5 protein-coding genes are annotated in these 10,022 nt (G+C 69.3%); 1 reads left to right on the plus strand and 4 read right to left on the minus strand.

The features are described 5' to 3' along the window. Positions 1–124: 124 nt before the first annotated feature. From ACFVM3_RS41015 to ACFVM3_RS41030, 4 genes are read right to left on the minus strand one after another with little or no spacing between them, the layout of a single operon-like run. Positions 125–2,221 carry an FUSC family protein gene (locus tag ACFVM3_RS41015; RefSeq protein ID WP_378445197.1) on the minus strand — a complete coding sequence of 699 codons (2,097 nt, stop codon included), beginning with the start codon at positions 2,219–2,221 and terminating at the stop codon, positions 125–127. Then, entirely contained in the window at positions 2,218–5,289 is a 3,072-nt protein-coding gene (locus ACFVM3_RS41020) for a GH92 family glycosyl hydrolase (protein ID WP_378445198.1), read from the minus strand. Before ACFVM3_RS41020 ends, ACFVM3_RS41015 begins: the two co-directional genes overlap by 4 nt. 55 nt (positions 5,290–5,344) lie before the next feature. After that, positions 5,345–6,103 carry an SDR family oxidoreductase gene (locus ACFVM3_RS41025; RefSeq protein WP_378445200.1) on the minus strand — a complete coding sequence of 253 codons (759 nt, stop codon included), beginning with the start codon at positions 6,101–6,103 and terminating at the stop codon, positions 5,345–5,347. Between the two features lie 31 nt (positions 6,104–6,134). After that, complete coding sequence (locus ACFVM3_RS41030) at positions 6,135–7,031, minus strand: RNA polymerase sigma-70 factor (RefSeq protein WP_378445202.1); 897 nt, start codon at positions 7,029–7,031, stop codon at positions 6,135–6,137. Positions 7,032–7,184: 153 nt separating this feature from the next. Here ACFVM3_RS41030 and ACFVM3_RS41035 point away from each other — a divergent pair, with 153 nt between their 5' ends. After that, positions 7,185–9,968, plus strand: a complete 2,784-nt coding sequence (locus tag ACFVM3_RS41035) for a M36 family metallopeptidase (RefSeq protein WP_378445204.1) — start codon at positions 7,185–7,187, stop codon at positions 9,966–9,968. Positions 9,969–10,022 lie beyond the last annotated feature (54 nt).

Below are 10,022 nucleotides of genomic sequence, written 5' to 3' on the forward strand. Positions count from 1 at the left end.
GGCCCCCTTCCTGTACCTAGGCGCAAGGATGGGGGCCTTCATGTACTTCGGCGACCCCAAGGCGTCGCGGGCCGGTCCGTGAAGGCCTCCTTGCCTACCCTCAAAGTAGGCAAGGAGGCCTTCACTACGTCTGGGACGACTTGCCGGAAGGCTCCGGATCTGTGGCCTCCACCCCGAACACGCGGCCCAGCGCGATCACCGTTTCGTCGAGGTGTCCGAGACTGGTGAGCACCGAACGCGCCCGCGGATCGTCGATCCGGTCCGCCACCGGCGTACCGTCGTCCCGGATCAGCGTCCCGTGCCCCGAACCGCCGGGGTCACCGATCGCCTTGCGCAGCACCGCGGTGTTCTCCCGGATCCGCCCGGTGTACAGCAGCAGCCGGTCGGCCTCGTTGAGCAGCAGCCCCGGCTGGGACCGCGCGGCGACATGGCGGGCGCGGAAAGCGATCGTCTCCACCGTCGTGAGCACGTGCCAGCCGTAGTCACGGCGGCTGCTGAGATTCACCGGATGGGTGAGCGGCTCGATCGTCGTGCGGACCTTGTCCACCGCCCGGTCCAGATCCCGCGACTTCTCGATGACGCTCACGTTCTCCGCGCCGGACAGCAGGCCCGCGGCCTTCTCGACGAACTCGTCCAGTTCCTCCAGCAGCGCCGAGACGTCGTCCAGCATCACCGCCCTCGTGCGCACCGGCACGATCACCACCGCCGCCAGCACCCCGGCCGCCGCACCCACGGCGGTCTCCGCGACCCGGATCCACAGCACCTCGAGACTGAACGTCCCCAGCAGGCTGTACAGCAGCCCGAGCATGCTGGTGATGAAGAACGCCATGATCACCTGCGACACCCGCGCCATGTAGACCATGCCGAACACGCACACCAGGATCAGCGCCAGGGTCGCAGGCACACTGCCCGACACCAGCAGCGTCAGCACCAGCCCGCCCACGATGCCGATCAGCGTGCCGCCGAGCCGCCGGACACCCTTGACGAACGTCGCCCCCGCCGTCGACGAGCCGATGAACACCACGAACACGGTCAGCACCGCCCAGTACCACCGCTGGCTCGACACCAGCTCCCCGCCGAGCACGGCCAGACCGCCGCCCACCACGGCCTGGATGGCGCTGCGCGTCTGGTTGTCGTAGGCGAACGCCGAGGACTTCTCCTCCTCGGGGTCTTCGGGATCGTCGGCGGCGTCGGAGACGTCGTGCTCGGCCACCCGCTGTGCGCGCACGTCGGCCAGCGCGAGTTCGGCGAGCGCGCGGCGGACGCCGTCACCGGGCGCGGCGTGTTCGTCGATCCGGCTGCCTTCCACCAGCATCTTGCTGAACTCTTCGGTCTCGCTGATCAGCGGCAGCTCCCGCGGGTCGCGCTCGATCAGCGACCGGAATCGCCGCATCCGGGTGATGAGGTCGTCGCGGACGTCCTCGTCGAGGTCCTCGGCGCAGGTGCGCTGCACCGTGATCGTGAGCCACTGCACCGCCAGCTCGACCTCGATCGCCCGGCGGCGGAGCCGGTTCACCGAGTCCGCGCCGATCACCTCCGGCGCGGTGTCCTCGATGAGCAGCACGGACTCGTGCATACGGGCGTTCGTCCTGCGGAGCCGTTTGCGGGTGCGCTCGCTGCCGCCCACCGCGAGGTGGTCTTCGGCCGCGCGCACCACCGCGGCGAGCCGGGCCCGGAACGCCCGCCGGATCCGCAGGAACTCCGCGTCGGTGTGCCTGCGCACCAGGACGAACCGGACCACCGCGTTGGCCGCGATGCCGATGGTCAGCGCCAGCAGCAGCGCCGGGACCTGCTGCAGATGCGTTTGCAGGAACATCGCGAAGAAGAACAGGAAGAACGACAGTGAGCCCAGCGCGATGCCGCGCGAGCCGAACCGCTGGGCGTAGACCGCGACGAAGATCAGCAGGACGAACACGACGCTGTCCAGTGGCGGCACCGCCGAGCCCACGCTCGCCGCGGTGAGCGACGCCGCGCCGAGTACCAGCCCCAACAGCAGCGTCACCGCCTGCTTCCCAGGGGTCTCGTCGTTGACGGTGAAGGCGGACGTCATCGCGGCGATCGCGGCGACGAGGATGACCGTGAGCGGCTGGTGGAACGGCAGGATCGCCAGCACCGCGACGACGATGCTGAGCACGGCGGAAAAACCGAGCCGGAGCCGGACCAGGCCCGGATCGGAGGCGGCCAGACGGTCGGTCATGGCCTGGGTGACGCGGGTGATCATCGGGCGAGCAGCTCTCCTTGGGCGAGGGTGACCCGCCGGGCGGTGGACGAGGTGACGCGAAGACGGTATCGGGCGTGCCGAGCAGGCCCGGCGAGGGCGAACGGCCGCGTCTGACGGCGCCACCGGAACTTCTCGCCCTCACGCTGGTCCAGCAGCGTCCAGTGCTCGCCGTCGTCCGATCCCTCCAGCACCCACGAACGCGGATCACCCGCGCGGCTGCCCGAGGTCAGCGTGTACATCACCACCTCCCGCGTCCCGTCCTCGACGGGGAACTCGATGACGGGTTCGCGTTCGGGGAAGGTGACCTCGGTCTTGGTGGTGTCGTCGAACAGGGGGCCGTCGGGCACCGTGATGTCCGTGAGCGGTCGCGGGTCGGCGGGCTCGGCGGGGGAGCGGCCCCAGTCCGAGGGCTGCTCGCCCATCCTGAACCGCAGCACGGCGCCTTCGGCCAGCGCGGAATGCGGGAGCGAGGTGCTGTCGTGCGGGCGCCCGTCGATCGTCAGCCGTTGGACGTACACGGTGTCGCCGGTGTTGCCGGGCGCCTCGATGACCAGGTCCTTTCCGTTCTCCAGGTGGACGATCGCCTTCGTGAACAACGGCGCCCCGATCACGTACTCGGGGCTGCCCATCGCCAGCGGATAGAACCCGAGCGCGGCGAAGACGTACCAAGCGGACATCTCGCCGTTGTCCTCGTCGCCCGGATAGCCCTGGCCGAGGTCGCTCCCGACGTAGAGCCGCCGCAGGACCTCCCGCACGATCCGCTGCGTCTTCGCAGGCGCGCCCGCGTAGTGGTAGATCCAGGGGATGTGGTGCGACGGCTGGTTGGAATGTCCGTACTGTCCCATCCGGACGTCGCGCGCCTCGGTCATCTCGTGGATCAGCCCACCGTAGGAACCGGGTTTGAGGCCTGTCTCCGGCGTCGCGAAGAAAGTGTCCAGTTTGGACTCCAGCGCTTCGGTGCCACCGTGCAACGCGGCGAGCCCCGCGCCGTCGTGAGGCACCGAGAAAGCCGTGTTCCAGGAGTTCGTCTCGGTGAAGTCGCCACCCCAGGCCTCGGGGTCGTAGCCCTCGGGGGCGAAATGGCGGCTGCCGTCGCGGTTGCGACCCTGGAAGAACCCGATCAGATGGTCGAAGTGGTTCGCGTACTGCTGCGAACGCTGCCGGAAGTACGCGGCGTCATCGTCACGGCCGAGTGCCTCGGCGAAATTCGCCAGGCCGAAGTCGTTGACACAGCCCTCCAGCGCCCACGACAGCCCTTCATGGACCGACGTCGGCGTGAAGCCGAGGAAGATCGACTCGTGCAGGCCCTTGCGGCCGACGCTCTGTCCACGCGGCGTCACGGTCGCGTTCTTCAGCGCCGCTTCGTAGGCGGCCTCGACGTCGAACCCGCGTACGCCCTTGAGGTACGCGTCGGCGAACGCCACGTCGGAACTGGTGCCGGTCATGAGGTTGGCGTAACCGGGGGAGGACCAGCGCGAGATCCAGCCGCCTTCGCGGTACTGCTGGACGAATCCGTCGATCATCCGCCCGCACCGGCCGGGCGTGAGCAGCGCATAGGCGGGCCACGTGGTGCGGTAGGTGTCCCAGAAACCGTTGTTGACGTACATCTCGCCGTCCACGACCTTCGCTCCGGTCCTGGTGCGCGTGCTGGGCCAGAGCCGGCGGACGACCGGGCTCGCGTGACGGACACCCTTCGGCGTGACTTCGTGCGCGGAGTTCGGATACAGGAACAGCCGGTAGAGGTTCGAGTAGAACGTGGTGCGCTGGTCTTCGGTCGCGCCCTCGATCTCGACCCGGTCCAGCACCTCGGCCCACAGCGCGCGGGCCTGGTCACGGACCTGCTCGAAGGTCGTGCCCGCCGGGATCTCCTGGTCGAGGTTCCGCTTGGCCTGCGCGAGGCTGATCAGCGACGTCGCGATCCGCATCGTCACCTCGCCCGCGGCGAACTCCAGGAAACCGGTCACCGTGCGCCACACCGGGCGCCGGATCCTCCCGCCGCGTTCGGCCGGGACGTCGAACTCGGCGTACACGAACATCCGTCGCGCCCCGGTCGACAACCTGCTGCGCACCCAGGTGTGGCCGGTGACCACGCCGTTCGCCGCGTCGAGCCGCAACCCGCCCCGGTTGCGGGCGTTGTCGAACAGCAGCCAGCCGCGATCACCAGGGAAGGTGAAGCGGAACAGCGCCGCGTGATCCGCCGGTGCGATGTCCGTGGTGACACCGTTGGCGAACCGGACGCCGTAGTGATGCGGCCGGTCGACCTCGTCGTCATGGGAGAACGCGAGCGCGCGCCGGGCCCGGTCGGCCTCGACCGGGCCGATCCCCGGCATCACCTGGAAGGTGTGCCGGTCACCCATCCACGGACTCGGCTGATGCGACAGCGCGAACGCCTGCAGCGCCGGGCGGTTCGCGGTGTCGTTGTGCCGGTGATAGCTGTAGATCCAGTTCGTGGCGCCCGCGTCGGTGACCGGGGTCCAGAAATTGAAGCCGTGCGGGACCGCGGTCGCGGGGAAGTTGTTGCCACGCGAGAACTTGTCGCTGGAATGCGTGCCGCGGGTGGTGCGGACGTGGTCGACCGGCTCGCGGATCTCGACCGCGCGTTCGGTGATCCGGACGTCGTCCACCCAGCCCGCGCTCTCGCCGTCCGGCGGCTCGCTGACCAGGACGATCCGGGCGATCCGGCGTCCGGCGAAGTCGCCCAGCCGGCGGCGCACGAGGTTCCACTGGTCCACGTACAGCGTCTTGTCCAGCCCCTGCTCCGCGGCGCTGAACCCGGCCGACGTCCCGTCGGCGAACTCGACGTCCAGCGCCACGAAAGTACTGCGATAGCCGGTCCCCGCTTCGGGGAAGACCACATAGGACAGTTCGGTGTCACCGGTGACCTCGACGTCCACTTCGAACACGGTCGCGCGCAGCGTGTTCTCGTAGCGGAGGGCGTGCGCGCCGGTGAACCCGACACCGGTCTTCGCGGTCGGCGACGCGGCCGGGCCGGTGCCGACGCGCAGGGCCGGATCCACCGGCTGCGGATCACCCGTTTCGAAGGAGGAGAAGAACCCGGTGATCGTCACCAGGTCACCGTAACTCGGACGCGCGAGCGCGGCTCGGTGTGCCGCATCCAGAGGACTAAACGCGTGAGGAAAGGAACTCCTCGAACGTGCCCGAGGCGGTCGCGTTGTCCGGTGTCAGGTTGCCGCCCGCCCGGAACGCCCTGGCCGCCTTGCCCGGCATCCACAGCGGCACGATCGGCTTCCGGCGTCCCACCGACCGCTGATACGCCTCCGCCAGGTCACGGGCGGTCCGCACCTCGGGGCCGCCCATGTCCGGCACTCGCCCCGACGGCGGACTCGACACCAGCGCGACCAGCCTGTCCGCGACGTCGCCGGTGCTGATCGGCTGGAACCGGAACTCCGACGGCACGAACGTCACCGGCAGCCGCCGCTGCGCCGACGACAGCCGCGCGACGAGCTCGTGGAACTGGGTCGCGCGCAGCACCGTCCACGGCAGACCGGACTCCTGGATCACCTTCTCGGAGGCCAGCTTCTCGTCGTAGTAGAAGAACCGGATCACGTCGATGCCGACGATCGAGATGTACACCAGATGCGGACTACTCGCCCGCCGCGCCGCCTCGACCAGGTTCCGCGTCACCCGCTCGTCCCCGCGACCCAGCGTCGACGCGCAATGGACGATCGTCGAGACACCGGCGACCGCCTCGGCGAGGCCGTCACCGGTCTTGAGGTCGCACCGTGCCCACTCGTTCGGCTCCTCGGCGGGACGCGGCCGTCGGCTCATGATCCGGACCGGCCGATCTTCGGCCACCAGCCGCCGCACCACCTCACGGCCGAGGTCGCCCGTACCGCCGGTCACCAGAATCGGGTTCGTCACCTTGGTCCTCCGTTCCTCAGAGCTTCCACCCTCAAGAACCGGCGAGCCACCCGGAACGTGACAACTGTCCCGACAGGAACGCGAGCTTGTCCGGATTCGCGACCGCGCGGAGCCCGCGGATCCGCCCGTCCACCACCTCGAATCCGAGGACGCCGTACAGGACGCCGCCGACCGTCGCGACCACCGCGGGACCGCCGTTGACCTCGCGGATCTCGATCGACACCGGTCCGGCGCCGTCGAACATCCCGGCGTACAGCCGCGCGACCTTGGCCGCGCCGTGCACCGGACGACGGCCCGCGGTGATCTTGCCGCCACCGTCCGACCACGCGGTGACGTCGGCGGTCAGCAGACTCTCCAAAGCGGGCAAATCGCCGTCCCGTGCCGCCGACAGGAAGCTCTCGACCAGCTTTTCGAGATGCCGCGGGTTCGAAACCCGTCGCTCGCCCGATCGGCCCAGCGCCCGTCGCGCCCGGCTGTGCAGCTGGCGCGAGTTCACCTCGGAGACGTCGAGGATCGCGGCGATCTCACGATGGCTGTACGCGAAGGCCTCCTTCAACACGAACACCGCACGCTCGACCGGGCTAAGCTGCTCCAGCAACACCAGCATCGCCAGCGACACCGACTCCCGCTGCTCCGCCGTCTCCAGTGGACCGAGCACGTCGTCCGAGGTCAGGACCGGTTCGGGCAGCCACGGCCCGACGTAGCGCTCCCGCTGTGCCCTGGCCGAGGTCAGCCGGTTCAGACAGAGATTGGTGACCACCTTCGCCAGCCACGCCCGCGGCGACGCGATCGACTCACGTTCGGCGCCCGCCCACTTCGGATAGGCGTCCTGAACGACGTCCTCCGCCTCCGCCGCCGAACCGAGCAGGCGGTACGCCAGCCCGAACATCACGGGCCGCAGCCGCTCGAATTCCGTGGTGGCGTCCATCTTCCCCTACGAATCCCGGTTAATCCATTGTGGACACTCCGGCGCCGGAGTACCCGCTCACCGGGATTTCCGTACCTGATCGGCGCTGATGCCCGCCGTGACTGTATCGGTACGAAGAGAACGTCTGCGTCACCACCGAGAGAGGGGTCTGGAGTGACGTCACGTTCGTCGCGTTCGCGTGCCTCGTTGTGCGCCGCGACCGCCATCACAGTGTTAGCGCTGGTCACAGCGCCCGAAGCCGGCGCGGCACCGGCACCGGGTGCCGTGCACACCACACCGGACAGATCGGGCAAGGACATCGATGTCCGTGACGCGGCGAGAACCAGCCCGCGGGTCCTCGCCGCGCGGGACCGGCTCGCGGCGTCCCGGACGACGTCCGTCACGAAGGCACGGGCGGAACTGGGCACTCAGGCCCTGCTCGATTTCGACGAGCTGACCGGCACGCCCCGCGTGCTGGCCCGCACCGACGGCTTCCTCACCGGACCGAGCGGTGGATCACCCCGCGACATCGTGCTGAACTACCTGCGGGAGAAGGAAGGACTGGTCGGCCTCAGCGCCGATGACGCCGCGAAACTCGACCTGCGCAAGGACTACGTCGACGTCGAAGGCACGCACCACCTGTCCTTCACCCAGTCCGTCGGCGGAGTTCCCGTGTTCGGCAACGGGTTGAAGGCGCACGTCACGAAGGACGGCAGGCTGATCCAGCTGGACGGCGCGCCCGTGCGCGATCTTCCCGCCTCGCTCGGCGCGACCACGCTGGCCGCCCCCGCCCCGGACTCCAAGCAGGTCGCGTTCCTGACCGGCGACGGGATCCGACCGGCCTGGTACACGCTGACCAAACCCGCCGTGGACAAGATGTTCCAGGAGGTGACCGACGCCGGCACCGGCAAACTGCTCTACCGCAAGAACCTGGTGAACCACGCCAACGACGCCAACGACGCCAAGGGCCTCGCCTGGGAAGCGCAGCCGGGTCCGCAGAAGCAGGTCAACCTGACCCAGAAGGGCTGGCTGCCCGCCGACGCCAAGACCCTCGACGGCAACGTCGCGCATGTCGCCGCCGACGTCAACGGCGATCTGAAGTTCCAGCCGCAGGAAGAGATCGGACCGAACACCGACGGCACCTACCGGTACAAGTTCACCGACTTCAACGCCGCCGTCGGCCCGCCGTGCTCGGCGGCGAGGCCGTGCTCCTGGGATCCGAAGACCCCGGGCTCGTGGGCGAAGAACCGGGAACAGAACGCCGTGCAGGCACTGGCCTACGTCGGGAGCTTCCACGACCACCTCGCCTCCTTCCCGATCGGTTTCACCCGCCAGGCGGGCAACTTCGAGAAGGTCGACGGCGACGCCGTCCAGGTCCACACCCTGCTCGGCGCACAGGAACCGGGCTACTACGACAACGCGTTCATGGGCACCCCGCCGGACGGGCAGCCACCGACGATGGGGATGTTCCTGTTCCACGATCCCAGGAACCCCGAAGACCCGTTCCTCGCCGCGAACTCGGCCGACGACGCGACGATCATCCACCACGAGTACACCCACGGCCTGTCCAACCGCCTCGTCGTCGACGCGCAGGGCAACTCCACCCTGAACTCCCTGCAGTCCGGCGCGATGGGTGAGGCCTGGAGTGACTGGTACGCCTTCGACTACCTCGTCGGGCGCAACGCGATCAAGGACACCTCGGCGCCCGGTGAACTCCTCGGCGGCGACTACGTGAGCAACGGAGTCCCACTGGCCCGCACCCAGCCGCTGGATTGCCCGGTCGGCGTCGTCGCGCCGAAATGCCCCGGCACGCCAGGGGCCGGGCCCGGTGGTTACACCTACGGCGACCTCGGCCGGATCATCGGTTTCCCGCAGGTCCACGCCGACGGCGAGATCTGGGCGAGCACCCTGTGGGACATCCGCTCGGCACTCGGTGTGCAGCTGACGCGGGCGCTGGTCACCCGCGCGATGGAGCTTTCGCCCGCGTCGCCGTCCTTCCTGGACATGCGGAACTCGATCCTGCAGGCCGACACGGTGATCAACGGCGGCCGCGCGCACGCCAAACTGTGGAAGGCCTTCGCGGCACGCGGCATGGGCTACTTCGCCGCGTCGATCACCGGCGCCGACACCGCGCCGGCCGAGGACTTCTCCACCCCGCCGCCCGCGGGCACCCCGACCGGGACCGTGACCGGCAAGGTCACCGACCGCGAAGCCGGGGCGCCGATCGCGGGCGTCGCCGTCCGGTTCGGCGGGCACGACTCCGGTTTCACCGGGTCGCTCTCCGCGGTCACCGACGCGGCAGGCGTCTACACCATTCCGGGCGTGCTCCCCGGCACCTACCCGAAGGTCTACGCCTCCGGCGGTGGTGCCGACGGCGAGATCCGCACGGTCTCGGTGCGGTCGGGAACCACCAAGGTGGACTGGTCGCTGCGGTTCAACTGGGCCTCCAGCGGCGCCGGAGCGGGTGTCACCGCGTTCAACGGTGAGGACTTCACCCCGTACGGCTGCGGCCCCGGCGATCTCACAACTTCGTCGGTGCTCGGCGGGGGCGGCTGGTCGACCGACAGGGTCGTCCGCCCCGACGGCACGATCGAGACGCGGTTCGTCACGATCGAACTGGGCAAACCGGTCAACGTCAGCGCCATCGAGATCGACCCGTCCAATAGCTGCGGCGACGACCCGCCGGCGGCGGCCAAGGACGTCACCGTCGAAACCTCGGTGGACGGCACGACGTGGGTGAAGGCGGGCACCGGCGACTTCAAACCCGCCGACCTCGACAAGCTCACCGCGCTCCAGCTCGCGCCGGGCAGCGCGACCGGTGTGCGGTTCGTGCGGCTGACCGTTTCGTCCAACCAGCTGTCGTTCTATCCGGACAGGACCTGTTCGCCGCAGCCCACGACGGCCGGGTGCCTGTACATGGACGTGCGGAAATTGGCGGTGCGCGGCGCAGCCGCCTGACCGGTTCGAAGTACGTGAAGGCCCCCTTCCTTGCGCCAGGCGCAAGGAAGGGGG

It is taken from the genome of Amycolatopsis sp. NPDC057786 (assembly GCF_042797905.1).
Classification (GTDB): Bacteria; Actinomycetota; Actinomycetes; order Mycobacteriales; family Pseudonocardiaceae; genus Amycolatopsis.

What these genes read in the sequence shown, in the direction of transcription:
- ACFVM3_RS41015 (WP_378445197.1), bottom strand. Translation starts at nt 2,221, where the DNA reads ATGATCACCCGCGTCACCCAGGCCATGACCGACCGTCTGGCCGCCTCC.
- ACFVM3_RS41030 (WP_378445202.1), bottom strand. Translation starts at nt 7,031, where the DNA reads ATGGACGCCACCACGGAATTCGAGCGGCTGCGGCCCGTGATGTTCGGG.